Raw genomic sequence first — 19,066 nt, forward strand, 5'->3', positions numbered from 1 at the left:
AGTCGCGCTATTGGCCGTAAAATGCGTGAGGGTCATTGTTTCGCCGTACTGCCTCATTTATACAGTCATCATAATGTGATTGGCTTTTGATTGAGACTGTCTGAGCAAGACAGAACCTTTGAAGCATACCACTATGGCACATCCGGCGAGCTATGCATTGCCGACCTGAAGGAAATCGGGAAAGACAGATGATGTTTGCAAAACCTCTTTTCGCTACCATGATGGGCGCCGCTGTTTGTTTGACGGCGCTTGGAACGGCTGCGAGTCTGAGTCCGGCACTCGCCGCATCAAACTCGGCTGAGGCTAAAGTCATTGTATCCGGTAATGCGATTACCAATGGCGACATTCAACGTCGTGCGAACTTCCTGAAGTTGCAGCGTAAGGGCGGCAATCTTAATCAGACAGCCCGCCAAGAGCTGACTGATGAAATGCTTAAGCGCATTGAGATGAAAACACGCGGCATCAACATTTCTGACAAAGAAGTTGATGAAGCCTATGCGGGTTTTGCAACGCGTAACAATATGAGCGTTGCCCAGCTTAATCAGGTTATGAATCAGGCTGGCATCACCCCTGATCACTTCAAAAAATACATTATGGTTCAGATGGGCTGGGGTCGCCTCGTCAGCGCTCGCTTCCGTGCGACCGGCATGGTAAGTGAGCAGGACGCAGTGCAGCGCATGCTGAAAGATGGCGGAAAGAAACCAAGCGCAACCGAATATCAGTTGCAGCAAGTTATTTTTGTTGTGCCCAATGCAAAGCGCTCACCGGCTCTGCTTGCCAAGCGCCGTCAGGAAGCCAATGCACTCCGCTCACGCATTCAGAGTTGCGACACGACACGTCAGTTGACCAAAGGCATGATCGACGTAACGGTGCGCGACCTTGGACGTATCATCGAGCAGCAGCTTCCAGGTGAATGGGCAAAGGATGTAAAAGCAACCAGCCCTAATCGTGCAACGCCGCCACGCGACACCGAAAAAGGCGTCGAAATCCTCACAGTTTGCGGAACGCGTAAAGTTTCAGATGATCGCGTAGCTCAGCTTGTTTTCTCAATGGAAGGCACTGATTCTGCGGCTGGTCAGGAAAAGAAGGCCGACGAGTTGAGCAAGAAGTATGTTGAAGAGCTTCGTGCGAAAGCCAGCATCGTCAATCGCTAAGCTACAATGTAGCTCTTTTCTCAGCGAGAGCTGAGCGCTTAATTCGAGGGGGCTTTCGCCCCCTTATTTCATCAACTGAGATAGAAGATATGACCGCGCAATCAGTTGCTCCGCTCGCCATCAGCATTGGCGATCCCTCTGGTGTTGGAGCTGACGTTGCTCTTAACGCATGGTTGCAGCGTAGAGAGCTTGCTCTGCCACCGTTCTTATTGATTGCCGATCCGGAACAACTCTCCGCCCGCGCGCAATATCTTGGTTTGCACGTGCCATTGGCTGAAATCAACAGCCCAGCAGAAGCTTTCGATATTTTTGATACGAACCTTCCTGTGCTGCCCCTTGAAAACAAGCACACAGAAAGTCCGGGTAAGCCTCTGCCAGAAAATGCAGCTGGCGTTATTGAAGCAATAGAACGTGCAGTTGAACTGACGTTAAAAGGCGAGACATCAGCTGTAGTCACCTGCCCGATTGCCAAGAAGCCACTCTATGATGCTGGTTTCAAACATCCCGGACACACAGAATTTCTCGCCGAACTTGCAAGCAAACATCTTGGACGCACTGTGATCCCAGTGATGATGCTGGCCGGTCCTGAACTGCGTGCAGTCCCCGTCACGATTCATATTCCGCTTGCCGATGTGCCGCGATTGCTGACCAAGGATGATATTCTGGAAGTGGCTTATATCACCGCACAGGAATTGACGGATCGCTTCGGTATTAGCGCCCCTCGCCTTGCGATTTCCGGCCTCAACCCTCATGCGGGTGAAGGCGGAGCACTGGGCAAGGAAGACGACGCAATTATTCGGCCAGCGGTCGAGGAACTACAACGCGAAGGCATCAATGCATGGGGGCCGCTGCCAGCTGATACAATGTTTCATGCGCCTGCACGCGTAACTTATGACGTTGCGATTTGTATGTATCATGATCAGGCACTCATCCCGGCCAAAGCGCTTGCCTTTGATGAGACAGTCAATGTTACGCTTGGGCTTCCATTCATCCGAACATCGCCAGATCATGGGACAGCCTTTGACATTGCAGGAAAGGGCATCGCCCGGCCTGATAGCCTCATCGCATCAATCAGACTGGCGCAGGAACTCGCAGAAAACGAAGCAAGGCGGAAATCATGAGCATCGACAATCTCCCGCCACTACGTGAGGTCATCGAACGGCACGATCTGATGCCGAAAAAGTCGCTCGGACAGAACTTTCTATTCGACCTCAATCTGACATCTAAAATCGCGCGCCAAGCAGGTAACCTTGAGGATCAGCCAGTTATCGAAGTTGGCCCTGGTCCGGGTGGCCTGACCCGCGCTCTGCTTGCTCAGGGTGCTATCGTTACCGCGATTGAACGCGATGAACGCTGCCTTGATGCACTTGCCGAGATTGAAGCGCATTATCCGGGGCGGTTACGCATAATCTCCGGCGATGCTCTGGAGCAGGATTTCAAGGCATTATTTCCCGAAGGTCCAAAGCCGCGGATCGTCGCCAACCTACCCTATAATGTTGGCACGCAATTGCTGCTCAACTGGCTTCTGTCTGAGCCATGGCCACCGTTTTACTCTTCAATGACGCTCATGTTCCAGCGTGAAGTCGGCGAGCGCATCGTCGCTGCACCAGGCACCGATCATTATGGACGTCTTGGCGTTCTTGCTGGTTGGCGGGCGCATTCACGAATTGCATTTGATGTACCGCCTCAGGCGTTTACACCGCCGCCAAAAGTCATGTCGTCGGTCGTGCATATTACTCCGCGCGAAGAGCCTTTGCCGTGCCGTGCGGATGCACTAGGGCAGATTACACAAGCCGCTTTTGGCCAGCGCCGCAAAATGCTGCGTCAGAGCCTGAAACCTGTTGGCGGCGCTGAACTGCTCGAGAAGACTGGAATCGACGGTACACGTCGCGCAGAAACGTTGAGCGTTGAAGAGTTTGTCGCGCTGGCAAATGCTTACCGGCCTGTGTGATTCAACCCATTTTTGGCGTCACTTGCCATTGGCGCCAAATTCATCTGCTTGAAAACTTTGTCAACGTGATCCATTTCTGAGCGGAAACTGGACATAGATGAGCCTGTTAGCTTCTCACCCGCATTCAACTGCGCTTTGAGCGGATCAACATATTGATCTCCGACTTTCAGCTCGTAATAGAGATGCGGACCGGTCGAATAGCCTGTTGAGCCGACATAGGCGATTACCTCACCCTGTTTCACATGTTGGCCAGTTTTCAGGCCTTTGGCCTCGCCGGACAGGTGCGCATAGGTGGTGCTATAGCCACCCTGATGTCGAATACGCACATATTTGCCATAGCCCTTTTGTGACGAAATCAGTTCCACAACGCCATCACCCGCGGCAACGATGGGCGAGCCAATAGGCGCATCATAATCAACGCCATTGTGGTGTTTTCTTACATGCAAAACCGGATGAATACGCCAGCCAAATCCATCATTCAGACGGCCATTTGGCAAAGGTTTGTGCATCAAATATTTGGTCATCGAGGAACCATCCTCGTTGAAATAGTCTGCGTTTCCTTCAACCTCATGCCGGTACAGTCGCTTGGCACGACCATTCGTAGTGAATTCAACAAATACCAGTTCGGGATCAGTATCGACACTTTCGCGGAATAGGAGGTCGATCTTATCGACCCCGTTGCTGCCTTTCTGAAGCGACACGTTATTTTCGGCTGCAAGCTTTTTCACATTATCCGCAACAGCACGCGGCGCACCGGCTGCAATCAGTTGTGACTGAACAGATCCATCTACCCGGATTTTGGCTGGCTGGCGTGTTGCAGAAAGCATGGCATCATGTGAAAGGCGTGCGAAGAGCCGCTGATTGTCATTGGCGCGGAAGACACCGTCGTCAGTTCGGCCATAAACGGAATCAGACGCATTGCCATGCCTGAACCGCGCCATTGTGATATGCGCAGGCTTGTCGGCAGACTGATCAAGAAGCAGAACAAGATTATCACCGGGAACGAGATCTTTTCGCCCCAATGCCTGTTCCAGATGTTCAGCATCTTCAGCGGCAACATCTGCTGCCTGCATGAGGACACCCAGTTTCTCACGCGATTGCGGCGCGAGAACAATTTCATGCACTTTTGGATGAGGTATGTCCGCTGGCTTGGCAAAGCTGACATTCAACGGCACGCCATTCTGATTGGCGAGCGCCGAAATTTCATCTGCCGGATCAGCGGCCGTGCCGTTACTCTCTTTGATGTGTGTCGAGGCCAAATTGCGCTGCCCTTGCCCGCCTCGATCATTTTTCAGATCAAGGATGACATGCTGATAGGTGAAGAGTGTTGCCTCACCATCATCCGTGCCTTCAGCAATATCAATGCGCTTAGCAATTCGTTGGTTCTCATCAACGCCGTTTTTCGGAACCAATCGTGCTTCTTTCATAGCCGCATGGCCGTGCACGAGCGAGGCCGGATTAACCATGACCGGTTGCGAAGCATGTCCGTGACGCACAAGACCAGCCGTTATCAGCGTCATTGCACCGCCTGCAAGAAGCGTTGCTGATGCAAGCGCGATGCAGGCGCGCCGGTGTGTGTGAATTGAAAAACGAACGCGTTCTAATGACTTCAGTGCTCGATGAGAAAGAGGCGCAAGTTTGGTATTCTCAGCCAAAGCAGCACTGTGTGCAGCGTCGGACCGAACCATAAGATCCGGCGATACAACAACATGAATCTGCTTATCTCTGCGGGCAGTGCGAAACAGCATGCAGTGAACGGCTCCAAATTCCATCTGAAATGACAAACGGACCAGAGGGCCAGAGCACGGCTAAATTATGGCTCCGGCGGACATAATCCACCGGAGATAAGAGCATGAATGTTCAAGTTATATTTATCAGGCGCTAGCGCGCGCCTTGCGATGTGCCGACAAAGACGACCATGTATAAATAATCAAACCTGTCCAGATCAGCACAAAAGCCACCAACTGCCCAGGCGAGAACGGTTCGTGGAAAATGAAAATCGCGAAAATGAACAGCAGTGTGGGCGTTAAATACTGCATCAGGCCAAGCGTTGTGTAACGAAGCAACTTTGCGCCACCGGCGTAAAGGATCAGAGGAATTGCAGTAAACGGACCAGCCAGCAACAGCAGCGAAACATCGGATGCTGCACCAGAGAAGAAGTGGTCCTGTCCGTTCACCAACAGCCAGATTATGTATCCGATCGCTGGAATAGAAAGAATGACAACTTCGAGCGTGAACCCCTGCAAAGGTGGCATTGGAAGAGATTTGCGGAAAAATCCATAGAGACCAAATGTTACCGGCAAGACCAGCGAAACCCACGGCAGGCCACCCGCATTGAAGGTCAGAACAAGAACCGCTGCAAAAGCAAAACCAACCGCTACATATTGAATTTTGGTCAGACGTTCGCCCAGAAACAGGCCACCCAAAACCACGTTGAACAACGGATTGATATAATAGCCAAGTGCCGCACCGATAATCTGATCATGCGCAACAGCCCAGACATAAACGGACCAGTTGATTGTGATTAGGGATGCAGTAAGTGCCGCCATGGCAAGCATACGTGGCTTGCGAAGCGTATCAAGGATCGCACGGAATTGACCAATGAAGACCAGGAGAATAGCCGCGACTGGTACCGACCAGATCACGCGATGCGCGACAATTTCAAACGCCGGCAAATGCGATAACGCTTTGAGATAGAATGGCAAAATAGCCCAAAGACCATAAGCGCCCATAGCCATCATGAAACCGCGGCTTCCGTCTGAAAGCTGGCCTCCGGATAAGGTCTGCTCGCTCATTTCCATCTCCGCATTAAGAAATCACTCGGAAAAGCGACAGGCTTTTCCGAGGTCGTCGAACTGCTATGCGCCGATCAATCCATAAAATCTATTCAATTAAACTGATCACAGCATCAATCTTCGTGAATGGAGCGAGCTATTCAGCTGCGACCAGACCCGCCAGAGAACGGTTCTTCATCAGTTTATAATTGACCGAATCCATCAGCGCCTGAAACGATGCGTCGATGATGTTGTCAGATACGCCCACCGTGCGCCAACGTGCGCCCGTGGCATCACCGGACTCAATCAGAACCCGGGTGATAGCCGCAGTACCACCATTGAGGATACGCACCTTGAAGTCCACCAGTTCGAGGTCTTCGATCTCATCCTGATAGCGCCCCAAATCCTTGCGCAGCGCAATATCGAGCGCGTTAACCGGGCCATGCCCCTCCGCGACCGACATATGCATTTCGCCATCGACCTCAACTTTTACCACGGCTTCCGAAACGGTTTTCAATGCACCGTTAGAATCGAAGCGACGTTCAACAAGGCAGCGGAAAGAATCCACCTTAAAAAACTCAGGCTGCGGATTGAGCATGGCTCGCGCGAGAAGCTCGAAACTCGCATCAGCACCTTCATAAGCATAGCCTTCGGCTTCACGCTCTTTGACAAGGGAAATCAGCGTATCAAGACGGGCATCGTTTTTTGCGACCATTATGCCGCGACGTTCCAGTTCAGCGATGAAGTTCGACTTACCGCCCTGATCAGACACCATGACGCGACGGCGATTTCCAACTGTTTCAGGAGGAACATGCTCATAGGTCTGCGGATCTTTAAGCAGCGCCGACGCGTGAATGCCCGCTTTGGTCGCAAAGGCGGAAGTGCCGGTGTAAGGTGCCTGTTCCACTGGCGAGCGGTTGAGAATATCATCAAAAGCACGCGAAATGCGGGTAATTGCTTTTAATGCATCCGGCTTAACGCCCAACTCAAAACGATCCGACCAGTAAGGCTTCAATGCCAGTGTCGGGATCAGAGAAACGAGATTTGCATTACCGCAACGCTCGCCAATTCCGTTGAGCGTTCCCTGCACATGCCGCACACCGGCATCAATGGCCGCAAGCGAGACTGCGACTGCCTGCTCAGTATCATTATGTGCATGAATACCAAGGCTTTCACCCGGAACGACAGCTTTGACCGCATTGATGATGTCAGCAACTTCCGATGGCTGCGTGCCACCATTGGTGTCGCAAAGCACAACCCAGCGCGCACCGGCTTCGTAAGCGGCCTTAGCGCAAGCCAATGCATATTCCGGGTTGGCCTTATAACCATCGAAGAAATGTTCGCAATCAACCAGCGCCTCACGACCAGCCATACGAACGGCAGTCACTGATGCGGTAATCGATTCCAAATTTTCTTCATTGGTGCAGCCAAGCGCGATCCGCACATGATAATCCCAGCTCTTCGCAACAAAACAGACTGCATCGCTTGAAGCCTGCAAGAGCGCGGTCAGTCCCGGATCATTGGAAGCTGAGACGCCAGCGCGTTTGGTCATACCAAAGGCAGCAAATTTAGCATGCGACGTCTGCCGCTTTTTGAAGAAGGCCGTATCGGTCGGATTTGCACCCGGATACCCACCTTCGACATAATCCACGCCCAGCTCTTCGAGCAAAATGACAATCGCTTTTTTGTCTTCGACCGAGAAATCAACGCCGGGGGTCTGTTGTCCGTCCCGCAAAGTCGTGTCGTAGATATAGATGCGTTCGCGTGCCATTTTGCCTGCCTGTCGGTGGGTATATGCCGTGATAATTTATGGCTTTTTAGTTTTCAGTGTCGTGGTCAGGGTGTTGGTAAGACACCATTGTTCGTACAAACTCGATACTTTCCTCATCACGCTCGGTTTCAAAACCGGGCAATTTTGCGAGGTCATCGACATAGGGGAGCTTGACCTCAACACCCCATTGCACCGTCGGTTCGATCTCTTCCGGTGCATCGAAAGCACCGATGGACAGCGCCACACCGTCCGGTGCTTCGTATGTGAGCGGGGTTCCGCATTCAGCGCAGAAGCCGCGCTTCACGTGATTGGACGACTGAAAGCGCTTTGGCTCATTGCGGGTCCAGATGAGCTTTGCTCCACCCACCGAGACCAGCGGCGCATAGAAATTGCCAAAGGCTTTCTGACACATGCGGCAATGACAGATAGATGCTGAGCCAAGCGCGCCCTCAACGTGAAAGCGCACCGCACCACACTGGCATCCCCCACTATAAAGCGGCCTGTTATCAAGCGTCATGGTGTCCTCCCTACTCCGCAAGCTTGTTAGCTTATCACATCCCATGTCGTGATGCGTTCGCCGGTGGCAGGATCCTTACCATCCTTCAACTGTACGCCCTGCGCCAAAAGCTCATCGCGAATCCGGTCTGCTTCTGCCCAGTTTTTGTCAGCAATCACCCGCAAACGCTCCGCAATCAGGGCTTCAATTGCAGCCGTATCAACATCTGCTTTTGCAAAGACCGGCACGTCCTGCTCCGCTACGAAATAAGGATCAAACAGGCCCAAAAGCGCCATGCCTTCGCCCAAGGCTGCACTGTCCTTGGCCTTGAACGCCTTGCGCAGTGCCGTGATCGCAAGCCATGTGTTCACATCATCAGACAGTGCGTCTTCAACCTCAGTGACCGCAGAAAGCTTGGATGGCGCTGCAAAGCCTGTATCGCGGAGGAGCTCATACCAGCGACGCAGTTCCTCGGCAGATTCTGCCAGACGCTGCGCTGTCCAGTTGATTGGCTCACGGTAATGCGTTTGCAACATCGAAAGACGGGCTGACAGGCCAACCCAGCGATCGCGCGCATCCTTGTCATCCCAAATCCCAATCTGCGGCAGACCGCCATTCAGCACATCGCGAATGGTGATGAAGTTGCCGAGAGACTTCGACATCTTCTGCCCTTCGACCTGAAGAAAGCCGTTATGCATCCAGATGTTCGCCATGCGCTCGGTGCCAAAAGCACTGCAAGACTGAGCAAGCTCGTTTTCATGATGCGGAAACACGAGATCGATACCGCCACCATGAATGTCGAACTGATTTTTGTACGGATCGTCGCATTTTAAACCACCGCCAAATGGTGCCAGTAGCTTCGCCATAGACATGGCCGAGCACTCGATATGCCAGCCCGGACGACCAAGCGTCTGAATACCTGCAGGTGACGGCCAGCCCGGTTCGCCATTACGCGATGGCTTCCAAAGCACAAAATCCATCTCGTCGCGTTTGTAAGAAGCGACATCGACGCGCGCTCCTGCCAGCATTTCATCGAATGGACGATGAGAAAGTGCCCCATAGCGTGCGCCACCCAAAGCATTCATCGCCGATGGGGAAAACAGCACATGCTCGTCTGCCACATAGGCCACGCCGCGCTCAATGAGCTTCTCGATAATATTGCGCATATCATCAAGGTGTTCGGTTGCACGTGGCTGGCTGGAAGGCTCAAGATTGCCCAAAGCCTTGATGTCGGCCTGAAACTGATTGTTCGTGCCTTCGGTTACGCGGCCAATTGCTTCATTGAGCGGCAGGTCGGGATATTCACTCGCGGCACGTGCATTGATCTTGTCATCAACGTCCGTAATGTTGCGCGCATAGGTGACCTTCTCCGCGCCATAGACATGACGCAGCAGGCGGAACAGCACGTCAAAGACGATAACCGGACGGGCATTACCGATATGGGCAAAGTCATAAACTGTCGGTCCGCAGACATACATGCGCACATTATCCGCATCGATGGGGGTGAAATCCTCCTTCGTGCGGGTTGCAGTATTGTACAGACGTAGTTGCGGCGCATCAGCCATGTTATTTCCCCAAAGGACCTGAAAATACGGGCACGAAAGACCGCAGCCGTCTGGCCGGGGCGTTATCATCCTGTCTTATTTTAGGGGAGACGAAAACGGCCGGGCCAGCAAGCTGCTAGCCAATAATAATCGAACCAGTACAAATGATCGTGGTCGGCGTTTTCATACCGTTACTTATCCTTATCGGATGCGAGGCCGTCAAGAGGTTTAGTCCAAAATCTCTGTGACATTTCTGCAACTTCTCAAGATGCTAATGTATGTTAACCGGAATTCCCCAAAACCGGCCCCAAACAGCCTTCATTCCGTCCCAATCAATCACAAAATAGTGAGAGTAATTTGGAAGAGGATGAACCAATGCCTAAAAATGAACTGCAACCACGACAAGACAAGCTCATTGACCAGTATCGTGAGATCGGACCAGCCGTTCTGGTTGCAGCATTAATGAACAAAAATGCGCGGACAAACGAAACGCGCCGCCCAAGCAACAGCAACTCAATCTTAGCTGTTAAAAAAGCGGACTAACAAGCTCAGACCAATCAGTGTCATAACGACGCCGATGATACAGTCCAGTACGCGCCAGGCAGCCGGTTTTGCGAAAATTGGCTGCAATAGGCGTGCACCATAGCCGAGCGCAAAAAACCACGTAAATGAGGCTATGACTGCGCCGGCACCGTAGGCAGCACGGGCTTGATCGTGATAACGAGCCGAAAGGCTACCGAGCAAAACAACCGTATCCAGATAAACATGCGGGTTGAGAAATGTCAGCGCCAAACAGGTCGCGACTGCCGCTTTGAGGTTGACACTTCCGCTTGATTTTACCTGCATTGCTTCGGGATGAAATGCGCGGCGAAAAGCGACAGACGCGTACCAGAACAGAAAAGCCGCACCCGCAATCGTCACAAACGAAATCAGCATAGGTGACTGGGCAATCAGCGTTCCGAGACCCGCAACACCAGCGGCAATCAAAATTGCATCCGACAGCGCGCAGATAAGGCAGAGAATAAATACATGCTGCCGCAGCAGTCCCTGCCGAAGAATGAATGCGTTTTGTGCTCCTATCGCGATGATGAGAGACGCACCAAGGAAAAAGCCCGAAAAAGCTGCTGAGAACACGTTGTTTTCCTGAAGATAGAATCAGAACATTGACAATTGGCCGTCGGATTTTTCATCCGGGTCAGTCTTCTTCTTACCTGTTTTAGGTACGCGTGCAATGTCCAATACTTCTTCGACGCGGGTTTGGACATCAGGTGACGTATTGGCCACTTTGTTGACCTTATCAGACACCGGAATGGCTTCAAAAAAGTCATCCTGAACGGGTCGCATAATGTCGGCAACATCGCGCGGCAGCAAAGTCTTGCAGTTAAGCCATCGAGCAAAATCTTCAGGCTTCACTACCACAGGCATACGCTCGTGGATTGGACGCAGAAAAGCATTGGCGCTTGTGGTAAGAATGCCTGCGGTATCGATTTGCGAACCGTCTGCACTGCTCCAGGTCTCGACCAGCGCGCCAAAAGCCACGATGCCGCCATTGCGCGGCCTGATCCAATAGGCCTGCGCTTTGTTCTTTCCCTCGCGCCGCCATTCGTAGAATCCGGAAGCGGGAATCAGCGCGCGTCGATGATTGAGCGCTGCGCGGAAAGAATTTTTCTCAGCCGCCGTTTCAGAGCGAATGTTGAAAACAAGATTCCAGTCATTGGGGTCTTTCACCCATGACGGAACAAATCCCCAACGCACCAGCATACCGATCCGGTCGGGCCTGTTGCTTCCCTGCGGCGGTGTTTCACCTGCAAGAATAGACAGGATAGGCTGGGTCGGCGCAATGTTATAGCGCGGCGGAAAGTCTTCATCGATCATTGCGCCAAGCAATGCTTCGACTTCCTCGCGGCTTGCAGTCAGAGAAAAACGTCCACACATGGCGGCCATGTTCAGACTTTTGCCTGATTGGTCAAGTGCGCTTTGCGGTTGCCAAAACAAACTGGTCAGATCATATCTTGCACATGGTCACAGTTCCCGTCATTCCCGCTCCGCTTCGAATTCATGGTGTTTCGCTCATCTGTCGACGTGATGGCCGATTTCTGCTGGTTGAGCGCGGCAAAGAACCATGGAAAGGCTGGCTGGCCTTCCCCGGTGGCAGCATCGAAGCAGGCGAAACGCCCGAACAAGCAGCGCACCGGGAACTAAAAGAGGAAACCGCACTTAGTGCTGGCTCGCTGAGCCATGTGATTACAGTTGACCTGGCGCTTGAGGGCAAAGCCTATGCAAAAAGCTATTTCCTCTCGGTCTATCGCGCATTCGATATTTCAGGGATTGAACAGGCCGGTGACGATGCTGCGGCCATACACTGGCTGACAATTGATGAAATGGCAGAAGCCAACGTCACCGACAGCACAGTGGATGTGGCGCGCTCGGTGGCACAAGCAGAAGATCAATCCGGCTATTGATATGCTCAGGCGTCATGAAGTGGCCGTGTTTGCCAGCAAAAAGGCGATCAGAAGGAAGGGCTTGAGTTTGAGAAGCAACACGCTTTCGCTGATCATGATCAGTTTTTGGCTGGGTATGGCTTCCCCAGCCCTTACTGCGCAGAACACACCTTATGAAGGTAAAATGCAGAGACTCTCAGAAGTGCTTGGTTCACTGCACTATCTGCGCAATCTGTGCGGCGAAACCAGCAATGAGTGGCGCGAACGCATGGATACAATCATCGCCGCTGAGAAGCCCGATGAAACGGAGCGGGTTCGCCTTATTTCAAGCTTCAACCATGGCTATCGCGCCTTCAGCAACAATTATCTACGCTGCACGCCCTCTGCACTTGCGGCGATTGATCGCTACATGAAAGAGGGAGAAAGCTTGTCTAACGAGCTTATCTCGCGCTATGGAAATTAACCAATTCTTCAGTCTTATGCGGATGGACTGCAAATGCCTCATTTAAATCCGCAGTAATCTGTTAACACTGTCTTAAATGATAGGAAGGCCGCACAAGTGTTCGCGCTCCCGATTTCGGTGAGAGGTCATTTGAAGAGCCAGAAGGGCGCAAGCCGGGATGAAGCCAATGGATTATATGCCAGCCGATCTGGACGAGATGATCGCCCGCGAAAAAAAGCTTGTGGCGATTGAATACCAGAATGAGGCGTGGGCGGATGGCATTTCCGAAGGGATCGAGCCTGAGATTCTGGCCGAAGCAGCTTTTACGACAGCGCTTACAGAACTGATGCGTGAAGCAGGTGAAGATGCGGCCCTCGAACTGATTGAGAAGATGCGCGAACAGATTATCGCCGGTACATTCCTGCCGCAGCGGGTGTTGCAGTAACTCGCACGTCGATAGAGCAAGCAGTTGCTCTATCTCATTCCTTTTACGTATGTCGTTACCGGAAAACCGGTTCCCACTTTTCCGCGACATGCTCTGGGCGGGAAATCATAAACCCGCTCCCACACTCTGCGGAACTGTCTTGTCGAGGCAAAGCCCGAGCGTTCCGCAACGCTTTCCATATCCAAAGCAGAATTCTGTAGCATTTCGCGCGCCAGACTTATTTTCAGCCTGTTTGCATAATCCGTGACGCTCATACCTGCATGCTCATTAAATAAGCGCGACAGATTGCGCGGGCTTGCGCCGCTGGCCTCTGCGAGTTTTTCAACCGACCAGCTTTCTGCCGGGTTTCCCGTGATTGCATCCTGCGCACGATGCACCACCGGATGCATGTGATTGCGGCCTTCAAGCCAAGGCGAAAGCTGTGGGTCATTACCACTGCGGCGCAGATAAACCACCAGATAACGTGCCACCGACAATGCAAGTGCATGACCTGCCATCTCAGCCACAATATGCAGCATCAGGTCGATGCCTGCGGTAATTCCGGCACTTGTCAGCCTGTCGCGATCTTCCACAAACAACCGGTTTTGCAACACGCGCGATGTTGGCGCTAATCGGTGCAATTCATCAATAGCCATATGATGCGTTGTGCATTCATAGCCATCGAGCAGCCCCGCACGCGCTGCAAGCAACGCGCCGGAACAGATGGAAACCAGCTTTACACCGGGGCGAATTGTATGGCGCAACCAGCTGACAATCTGCGCTTCCTGAATTGCGTCATCATCGCGGCTGTTGATGGCATCACCCATCGGCACATCGGCAGACCCCGAAATGACGACGAGTGCGTCATCGGGCAATGCGTCTGGCAAAGGGCCGATATTGGCCACCGACAGCCCTATCGAACTCGTCACCGTTTCAGATGGACCGATATAGTGCACATCAAACTGTATGGCGCGCTGCTCGAGGTTAGCCTTGCGCAAAACCTCTATCGGTCCCGCCACATCAAGCAAAAGCGTGCGCGGCGGGATAACGACAAACACTGGAACAGTTTTCAGACTGTCAGCAGATTGTTTCATGCAGCCTTCCGTTCGGAGTTGCCTTCAAGCGCCTGCTCTACAGTTGCGATACGAGCGAAACGGCCTGCAAGAACAAGCTCTGTGCGTGCACGAATTTCCGCCGCACTCCATTCGCGTCCATTCACATCCGTCATTGGAAAGGTCAGCGTTGCTTCGCCTGCAAAATCAACCTCGAAACCAAGGTCTGACGCCTGACGCGTGGTGGTTTCACAGCATTGTTCAGTCCGGATACCCGAAACAATCACCCGCCTGATGCCTTTGGAAATCAGCCAGACATCAAGGCCAGTGCCAACCAGTGCACTGTGACGGCGTTTGCGGAAGGTCACATCAGGTTCATAGGCAATGGGTGCCAACGTTTTAACATAGCCCGACGCTTCCGAAAACGGGCCGCTATCCTCGACGTGGAAAATCTGCACAACCGGGATGCCCTTGCGCTTGGCACCGTCAATCAGCGCCTGTTGCCGCTCGATATAAGCGGCAACGTCTTCATCGCGATAATATGGGCGATGACGGAAAGATTCCTGAACATCGACAACCAGCAGTGCAATATCATTAGCGGACATTTCTCGCTCCTTGTAAAACTATACAAGGAGACGATAGCGCCTGCAATATAAGGTGAAAGCCCCACCTCGGACAAAGATGGGACATTTCACGCCATGAATTATCCGCGTTGCGGTAACGCTTCCAGAAACTCGACCGGCTCACCCTTGTTCGGGTTGACGATTTCCGCTTCCCACATAACCTTGATACCGCGCACAAAAGTACCAACCGGCCAGCCGGTGACAGTCTTGCCATGATACGGCGTCCAGCCAGCTTTCGAGCCTGCCTGCTCATGCGTGATCGTTTCGCGACGCTTCATATCAACGATGGTCAAATCGGCATCATAACCAACTGCGATGCGTCCCTTGCGTGCCATACCGAAAATGCGGTTCGGGCCGTGGCTCGACAGATCGACAAAGCGCTCCAGCGAAAGCTTACCGGCATTGACATGATCGAGCATGATCGGCACCAGCGTCTGAACACCGGTCATGCCGGATGGTGATGCCGGATAAGGCTTCTGCTTTTCTTCAAGCGTATGCGGCGCATGATCAGAGCCGAGTACATCGACGATTCCCTGATCAATCCCCTTCCAGATACCATCACGATGGCGCTTGTCGCGCACAGGTGGGTTCATCTGGATAAGATTGCCAAGCGTTGCATATTCATCTGCTGATAATGTCAAATGATGCGGGGTGGCTTCACAGGTCGCAACATCCTTGTGGCCCTGAAGGAGGTCGATTTCTTCAGCGGTCGAGATATGCAGCACATGGATGCGTGCGCCGGTTTCCCGCGCGATCCGCACCAGACGTTCGGTGCATTGCAGTGCCGCAACTTCATCGCGCCAGACAGGATGGCTCGACGGATCGCCCGCCACACGCAGACCTTCGCGTTCTTTCAAACGAAACTCATCTTCGGAATGAAACGCTGCACGACGACGGGTATTTTTGAGGATCGAGCGCACACCATCATCGTCTTCAACCAGCAGATCGCCAGTGGAAGACCCCATGAAGACCTTGATACCGGCAGCCCCCGGCAGGCGTTCAAGTTCAGCTACGTCTTTTGCATTGTCACGCGTGCCGCCGACCCAGAAGGCAAAATCGCAATGCATACGATGGCGACCACGACGGATCTTGTCTTCCAGCGTTTCAGCAGTGGTTGTCAGCGGCTTGGTATTCGGCATTTCAAAAACCGATGTCACACCACCGAGAACAGCAGCCAGCGAACCAGTTTCCAGATCTTCCTTGTGCTCCAGACCCGGCTCACGGAAATGCACCTGACTATCGACCACACCCGGCAGGATATGCAGGCCGGTACAGTCAATCACTTCTCCCGCAGAATTTGCTGACAGAGAACCAATCGCCTCTATGCGCCCATTACGAATGCCAATGTCGCGCTGACCAGTGCCGTCATGATTGACGATTGTTGCACCTTTCAGGATCGTATCGAACGTATGGGCCATTGTTGTCTCCTGCTGGCTTGATGGGGCTTGCGAGCGTCTTCAATGCGGCTTACGTAACGATGATTATAAAGGCAAGGAAGAAGCGATGGCGACGGTAGCGGAAACGATCAATCTTTCCAACAGAGCACTGGTTCACATCACAGGCGAAGATGCGGAAAAATTCGTGCAGGCTGTGATTACGACCAATCTCGACAAGCTCGGCGCCGATGAACTGAAGCCCGGCGCATTGCTGGCACCGCAGGGCAAGATCCTGTTCGACTTCGTTGTTTCGCGCATAGAAAACGGGCTGCGTTTCGATATGCCTGCGGGCATTGCCGCCGATTTTGTGAAGCGCATGACACTTTATCGCCTGCGTGCCAAAGCTGAAATTACCCAATCGCCAGAATCACTTGTGAGCGTTTGCTGGAGGAATGATTCAGATTCCTCAGAAAGCGATTCAATGAAGCGCGATACGCGGTTTCCGGAAGAACTGCATGTTACCCGCGTTTATGGACAAGCGGGTGAAGTCAGTGACGAAAGTGCATGGATAGCACTTCGTGCCGAATATGGAATTGCCGAAGGTGAAGCCGATTTTGCCTATAATGACTTGTTTCCGCACGATGTTAACTTCGACCAGACAGGCGGCGTGACGTTTCCAAAAGGCTGCTTTATCGGCCAAGAAGTCGTCTCGCGCATGCAGCATCGCGGCACACCGCGGCGACGTGTGCTTGTCGCAAAATCCGACGCGCCACTGCCTACAATGGGCACGCCAGTTACAGTCGGTGGACGTGACATCGGAACGCTGGGTAGCTCCTCCGGCAAGATTGGTTTGGCACTTGTCCGCATTGACCGGGTGAAGGATGCGCTTGATTCCGGCACGCCAATTCTGGCGGGTGAAAGCGAAATCAGGTTAGAGCTGCCACCGCATGTGCGCTTCACATTCCCAACCGCTGATGCGGACAAAGCCTGATGGCTGCGGCTGATCGTTCATCGGGACAGGAGCGTGCATGGCAGCGAATGTTATCGGGACGCAGGCTCGACCTGCTTGATCCCTCACCGCTTGATGTTGAAATTACAGACATTGCACATGGTCTTGCACGTGTCGCCCGCTGGAACGGGCAGACCGTGGGTGAACACGCCTATTCCGTCGCCCAACACTCAATGCTGGTTGAGCAGATTTTTAACCGGCTTGTTCCAGATGCAAGCATTGAATGGCAGATGCTGACCCTACTACATGACGCGCCTGAATATGTGATTGGTGACATGATTTCACCGTTCAAAGCGGTAATGGGCGGCAATTATAAGCTCATTGAAGACCGGCTTGAACGCGCTATTCATGTGCGCTTTTCATTGCCTGCTTCGATCTCTGCATCGCTTAAAAAGCTGATCAAGCGCGCGGACAGGGTCGCGGCCTATTTCGAGGCAACAAGACTTGCAGGGTTTACCGAAGCGGAAGCCACCAAGTATTTTGGCCGTCCGCGTGGGTTTGATCCAGCAGGGCTCGAACTGACGCCACGTCCAACCCAGGATGTGCAGAATGACTTTCTTGCGCGTTTTGCTGTGCTAGAACAGGCGCGAAGAGGATAGGCATTGGCTTACATCGTCGTCAGTCCTCTATCGAAACTTGAAGAGCAGATTGCACTGCATGAGCCAAGTCATATCGTAACGCTCAGCAGCCACGCCTTGCCTGTCCTGCCCGGTGAGGCACAACGGCTCAGTCTGTTATTCAATGACATTACAGAACCGCGCGACGGGCTGACCATGCCCGATGAAAGCCATGTCAAAGCGCTGCTGGAATTTACAATAAAATGGGATCGCGCAAAGCCGCTGCTGATCCATTGCTATGCCGGTGTTTCGCGCTCGATCGCCAGCGCCTACATTGTGGCCTTAGCGCTTGATCCGATGCTTGGTGAGACAGCACTAGCACAAAAGCTGCGGGAACTCTCACCGTCAGCAACGCCAAATATGCGGCTTATCGCACTTGCAGATGATATGCTTGGAAGGGACGGCCGTATGGTTGCCGCGATTAAGGCAATCGGACGCGGGCAGGAAGCCTTTGAAGGCGAAGTGTTCAGCCTGCCTCTTGCAAGTTAGAGCGCTTTTCACTCTGATTGGATCAGATTCGCGCTCTAACAATTTTCTTAACGCGCATCTTGACCGAAAACCGTTTCACACTTTTCGGGATGCGCTCTTACTATCCGCGATATGGCATTGAGAAAGCCGCTGCGTGAATCGGGTGGTGTCTGTGCGCGCGGCTCCCACACATGACGCAGGAAGAAAAAACCGGTCATTCTGAAAGCATCGTTGAGATCGTCATAACAAGATGCGCGTAAAGCCGTGTTGTTGACGAAAGCAGGTAGCGGCAGCATCTTATCCGCCCATGGCGCACCTGCGTCACCGCAGACTGCGCGACCCGATTTAGGCGATACATAAATCAGGTTTTCGCGAACACCTGTCGCAGCGCATTCTTTAAGATCCAGGCCAAAGCCAAGTTCTTCAAGCATCATTACTTCAAAACGCAGCAGCAATTCACCTGAAGCAAGCGGATCGTCAAAGTGCTCGATTATGAGGCGAAGTGTTTCATACAGAACGCCATGTGCGTCCCGCTCAGGCAGCAACCGCAGATGAGAAGCGGCAAGCTGGATACCATAGAGAGCAACCGGCGTTTCAATCAGACGCGCCGCAGCAAAGCCCAGTGGTTCGATAGTGAATGAGCCCATATGCTCGTCCAATCGCGCCCACCATGATAGATCAACGTGATTGCCCGGTTGCAGCAAGGGCTGCATACGGCGAGATCGCCCGCCGCGCACCATCCCCATATGACGGCCGTGTTCACGCGTCATCACTTCGACAATAGCGCTTGTTTCGCCATGTCGCCGTGTGCCGAGAATTATGCCTTCATCACGCCATTCCATGGGTAAATCTTAACCAGACTTCCATTCTGCGCATAATTCTCAGCGAAAATCAGATAACTTTCTGAATTATGCGCGGCTATCA

General features: G+C 52.8%; 21 protein-coding genes. 10 read left to right on the plus strand and 11 right to left on the minus strand.

What is annotated here, in order from left to right; translation table 11 throughout:
- The first annotated feature begins 188 nt into the window (after positions 1-188).
- From J2782_RS05535 to rsmA, 3 genes are all read left to right on the plus strand, one after another.
- Positions 189-1,154, plus strand: a complete 966-nt coding sequence (locus tag J2782_RS05535) for a peptidylprolyl isomerase (RefSeq protein WP_310010593.1) — start codon at positions 189-191, stop codon at positions 1,152-1,154.
- 89 nt (positions 1,155-1,243) lie between these two features.
- Positions 1,244-2,275, plus strand: a complete 1,032-nt coding sequence (gene pdxA / locus J2782_RS05540) for a 4-hydroxythreonine-4-phosphate dehydrogenase PdxA (protein ID WP_310010595.1) — start codon at positions 1,244-1,246, stop codon at positions 2,273-2,275.
- Positions 2,272-3,105, plus strand: coding sequence for a 16S rRNA (adenine(1518)-N(6)/adenine(1519)-N(6))-dimethyltransferase RsmA (rsmA, locus tag J2782_RS05545; RefSeq protein ID WP_310010596.1), 834 nt, complete (start codon positions 2,272-2,274; stop codon positions 3,103-3,105). The genes pdxA and rsmA overlap by 4 nt, the downstream gene beginning before the upstream one ends.
- Here rsmA and J2782_RS05550 read toward each other — a convergent pair.
- From J2782_RS05550 to cysS, 5 genes are all read right to left on the minus strand, one after another.
- Entirely contained in the window at positions 3,090-4,853 is a 1,764-nt protein-coding gene (locus J2782_RS05550; RefSeq protein WP_310010597.1) for a M23 family metallopeptidase, read from the minus strand. The two genes, rsmA and J2782_RS05550, sit on opposite strands and share 16 nt — an antisense overlap.
- A 126-nt stretch (positions 4,854-4,979) precedes the next feature.
- Entirely contained in the window at positions 4,980-5,900 is a 921-nt protein-coding gene (rarD, locus tag J2782_RS05555; protein ID WP_310010600.1) for an EamA family transporter RarD, read from the minus strand.
- A 136-nt stretch (positions 5,901-6,036) separates the two neighbouring features.
- On the minus strand, positions 6,037-7,650 hold the full coding sequence (gene cimA / locus J2782_RS05560) for a citramalate synthase (protein ID WP_310010602.1): 1,614 nt from the start codon (positions 7,648-7,650) through the stop codon (positions 6,037-6,039).
- 46 nt (positions 7,651-7,696) lie between these two features.
- Positions 7,697-8,167: a GFA family protein gene (locus J2782_RS05565; protein WP_310010603.1), complete on the minus strand. Its 471-nt coding sequence runs from the start codon at positions 8,165-8,167 to the stop codon at positions 7,697-7,699.
- Between the two features lie 26 nt (positions 8,168-8,193).
- On the minus strand, positions 8,194-9,711 hold the full coding sequence (cysS, locus tag J2782_RS05570; RefSeq protein ID WP_310010604.1) for a cysteine--tRNA ligase: 1,518 nt from the start codon (positions 9,709-9,711) through the stop codon (positions 8,194-8,196).
- A 336-nt stretch (positions 9,712-10,047) separates the two neighbouring features.
- Here cysS and J2782_RS05575 point away from each other — a divergent pair, with 336 nt between their 5' ends.
- Positions 10,048-10,233: a hydrolase gene (locus tag J2782_RS05575; protein ID WP_404989591.1), complete on the plus strand. Its 186-nt coding sequence runs from the start codon at positions 10,048-10,050 to the stop codon at positions 10,231-10,233.
- On the opposite strand, the gene J2782_RS05580 is transcribed toward J2782_RS05575, so the two are convergent.
- Both J2782_RS05580 and J2782_RS05585 read right to left on the minus strand, forming a co-directional pair.
- Positions 10,210-10,824, minus strand: a complete 615-nt coding sequence (locus J2782_RS05580) for a LysE/ArgO family amino acid transporter (protein WP_250039517.1) — start codon at positions 10,822-10,824, stop codon at positions 10,210-10,212. The genes J2782_RS05575 and J2782_RS05580 overlap by 24 nt on opposite strands.
- 21 nt (positions 10,825-10,845) lie before the next feature.
- On the minus strand, positions 10,846-11,625 hold the full coding sequence (locus tag J2782_RS05585) for an SOS response-associated peptidase (protein ID WP_310011091.1): 780 nt from the start codon (positions 11,623-11,625) through the stop codon (positions 10,846-10,848).
- Positions 11,626-11,708: 83 nt separating this feature from the next.
- Between J2782_RS05585 and J2782_RS05590 the strand changes: the two genes are divergently transcribed.
- The 3 genes from J2782_RS05590 to J2782_RS05600 all read left to right on the plus strand — a co-directional run bounded on the left by J2782_RS05590 (position 11,709) and on the right by J2782_RS05600 (position 13,018).
- On the plus strand, positions 11,709-12,152 hold the full coding sequence (locus J2782_RS05590; RefSeq protein ID WP_310010605.1) for an NUDIX hydrolase: 444 nt from the start codon (positions 11,709-11,711) through the stop codon (positions 12,150-12,152).
- Between the two features lie 94 nt (positions 12,153-12,246).
- Positions 12,247-12,594 (plus strand): TIGR02301 family protein, encoded by a 348-nt coding sequence (locus J2782_RS05595; protein WP_310011094.1) that lies wholly within the window; start codon positions 12,247-12,249, stop codon positions 12,592-12,594.
- 166 nt (positions 12,595-12,760) lie between these two features.
- Positions 12,761-13,018, plus strand: a complete 258-nt coding sequence (locus J2782_RS05600) for a hypothetical protein (RefSeq protein WP_310010607.1) — start codon at positions 12,761-12,763, stop codon at positions 13,016-13,018.
- A 29-nt stretch (positions 13,019-13,047) separates the two neighbouring features.
- Here the strand turns inward: J2782_RS05600 and J2782_RS05605 are convergent, their stop codons facing one another.
- From J2782_RS05605 to J2782_RS05615, 3 genes are all read right to left on the minus strand, one after another.
- A complete protein-coding gene (locus J2782_RS05605; RefSeq protein ID WP_310010608.1) occupies positions 13,048-14,091 on the minus strand; it encodes a GlxA family transcriptional regulator in 1,044 nt (347 codons plus the stop codon).
- A complete protein-coding gene (locus tag J2782_RS05610) occupies positions 14,088-14,654 on the minus strand; it encodes an isochorismatase family protein (RefSeq protein ID WP_310010609.1) in 567 nt (188 codons plus the stop codon). The genes J2782_RS05605 and J2782_RS05610 overlap by 4 nt, the downstream gene beginning before the upstream one ends.
- A 98-nt stretch (positions 14,655-14,752) precedes the next feature.
- Positions 14,753-16,090 carry a dihydroorotase gene (locus J2782_RS05615; RefSeq protein ID WP_310010610.1) on the minus strand — a complete coding sequence of 446 codons (1,338 nt, stop codon included), beginning with the start codon at positions 16,088-16,090 and terminating at the stop codon, positions 14,753-14,755.
- Positions 16,091-16,175: 85 nt separating this feature from the next.
- Between J2782_RS05615 and ygfZ the strand changes: the two genes are divergently transcribed.
- From ygfZ to J2782_RS05630, 3 genes are read left to right on the plus strand one after another with little or no spacing between them, the layout of a single operon-like run.
- Entirely contained in the window at positions 16,176-17,039 is an 864-nt protein-coding gene (gene ygfZ, locus J2782_RS05620; protein WP_310010612.1) for a CAF17-like 4Fe-4S cluster assembly/insertion protein YgfZ, read from the plus strand.
- Positions 17,039-17,656: a YfbR-like 5'-deoxynucleotidase gene (locus J2782_RS05625; protein WP_310010613.1), complete on the plus strand. Its 618-nt coding sequence runs from the start codon at positions 17,039-17,041 to the stop codon at positions 17,654-17,656. Before ygfZ ends, J2782_RS05625 begins: the two co-directional genes overlap by 1 nt.
- Before the next feature lie 3 nt (positions 17,657-17,659).
- Entirely contained in the window at positions 17,660-18,163 is a 504-nt protein-coding gene (locus tag J2782_RS05630) for a tyrosine phosphatase family protein (protein WP_310010614.1), read from the plus strand.
- 47 nt (positions 18,164-18,210) lie between these two features.
- Here J2782_RS05630 and recO read toward each other — a convergent pair whose 3' ends face one another.
- Positions 18,211-18,984: a DNA repair protein RecO gene (gene recO / locus J2782_RS05635; RefSeq protein ID WP_310010615.1), complete on the minus strand. Its 774-nt coding sequence runs from the start codon at positions 18,982-18,984 to the stop codon at positions 18,211-18,213.
- Between the last annotated feature and the right edge of the window lie 82 nt (positions 18,985-19,066).

The sequence above is a fragment of the Brucella pseudogrignonensis genome (genome assembly GCF_031454375.1).
Taxonomy (GTDB): domain Bacteria; phylum Pseudomonadota; class Alphaproteobacteria; order Rhizobiales; family Rhizobiaceae; genus Brucella; species Brucella pseudogrignonensis_A.

Coding starts and splice junctions, on each gene's coding strand:
- cimA (WP_310010602.1), bottom strand. CDS start 7,650: ATGGCACGCGAACGCATCTATATCTACGACACGACTTTGCGGGACGGA.
- J2782_RS05550 (WP_310010597.1), bottom strand. CDS start 4,853: ATGCTGTTTCGCACTGCCCGCAGAGATAAGCAGATTCATGTTGTTGTA.
- cysS (WP_310010604.1), bottom strand. CDS start 9,711: ATGGCTGATGCGCCGCAACTACGTCTGTACAATACTGCAACCCGCACG.
- recO (WP_310010615.1), bottom strand. CDS start 18,984: ATGGAATGGCGTGATGAAGGCATAATTCTCGGCACACGGCGACATGGC.
- J2782_RS05610 (WP_310010609.1), bottom strand. CDS start 14,654: ATGTCCGCTAATGATATTGCACTGCTGGTTGTCGATGTTCAGGAATCT.
- J2782_RS05565 (WP_310010603.1), bottom strand. CDS start 8,167: ATGACGCTTGATAACAGGCCGCTTTATAGTGGGGGATGCCAGTGTGGT.
- J2782_RS05585 (WP_310011091.1), bottom strand. CDS start 11,625: ATGTGTGGACGTTTTTCTCTGACTGCAAGCCGCGAGGAAGTCGAAGCA.
- J2782_RS05535 (WP_310010593.1), top strand. CDS start 189: ATGATGTTTGCAAAACCTCTTTTCGCTACCATGATGGGCGCCGCTGTT.
- J2782_RS05595 (WP_310011094.1), top strand. CDS start 12,247: ATGATCAGTTTTTGGCTGGGTATGGCTTCCCCAGCCCTTACTGCGCAG.
- J2782_RS05600 (WP_310010607.1), top strand. CDS start 12,761: ATGGATTATATGCCAGCCGATCTGGACGAGATGATCGCCCGCGAAAAA.
- pdxA (WP_310010595.1), top strand. CDS start 1,244: ATGACCGCGCAATCAGTTGCTCCGCTCGCCATCAGCATTGGCGATCCC.
- rarD (WP_310010600.1), bottom strand. CDS start 5,900: ATGAGCGAGCAGACCTTATCCGGAGGCCAGCTTTCAGACGGAAGCCGC.
- J2782_RS05625 (WP_310010613.1), top strand. CDS start 17,039: ATGGCTGCGGCTGATCGTTCATCGGGACAGGAGCGTGCATGGCAGCGA.
- J2782_RS05590 (WP_310010605.1), top strand. CDS start 11,709: ATGGTCACAGTTCCCGTCATTCCCGCTCCGCTTCGAATTCATGGTGTT.
- J2782_RS05605 (WP_310010608.1), bottom strand. CDS start 14,091: ATGAAACAATCTGCTGACAGTCTGAAAACTGTTCCAGTGTTTGTCGTT.
- rsmA (WP_310010596.1), top strand. CDS start 2,272: ATGAGCATCGACAATCTCCCGCCACTACGTGAGGTCATCGAACGGCAC.
- ygfZ (WP_310010612.1), top strand. CDS start 16,176: ATGGCGACGGTAGCGGAAACGATCAATCTTTCCAACAGAGCACTGGTT.
- J2782_RS05615 (WP_310010610.1), bottom strand. CDS start 16,090: ATGGCCCATACGTTCGATACGATCCTGAAAGGTGCAACAATCGTCAAT.